This is a genomic window from Bacillus sp. Medicinal_06 (assembly GCF_056711665.1).
In genome coordinates this window covers 1-255 of sequence record NZ_JBWYHD010000083.1, presented here as the reverse complement: position 1 = coordinate 255, position 255 = coordinate 1, and the positions used below count along the sequence as shown (strand labels likewise).

1 rRNA gene is annotated in these 255 nt (G+C 54.5%); it reads left to right on the top strand.

Annotation, left to right across the window (positions count from 1 at the left end):
• Positions 1 to 255 (top strand): 16S ribosomal RNA (locus tag AC1M36_RS28600); the annotation flags it as partial.

The following is a 255-nucleotide window of genomic DNA, read 5'->3' as shown; positions in this document are numbered from 1 at the left end:
TTAAGAGCTTGCTCTTATGAAGTTAGCGGCGGACGGGTGAGTAACACGTGGGTAACCTGCCCATAAGACTGGGATAACTCCGGGAAACCGGGGCTAATACCGGATAATATTTTGCGCCTCATGGCGCAAAATTGAAAGGCGGCTTCGGCTGTCACTTATGGATGGACCCGCGTCGCATTAGCTAGTTGGTGAGGTAACGGCTCACCAAGGCGACGATGCGTAGCCGACCTGAGAGGGTGATCGGCCACACTGGGA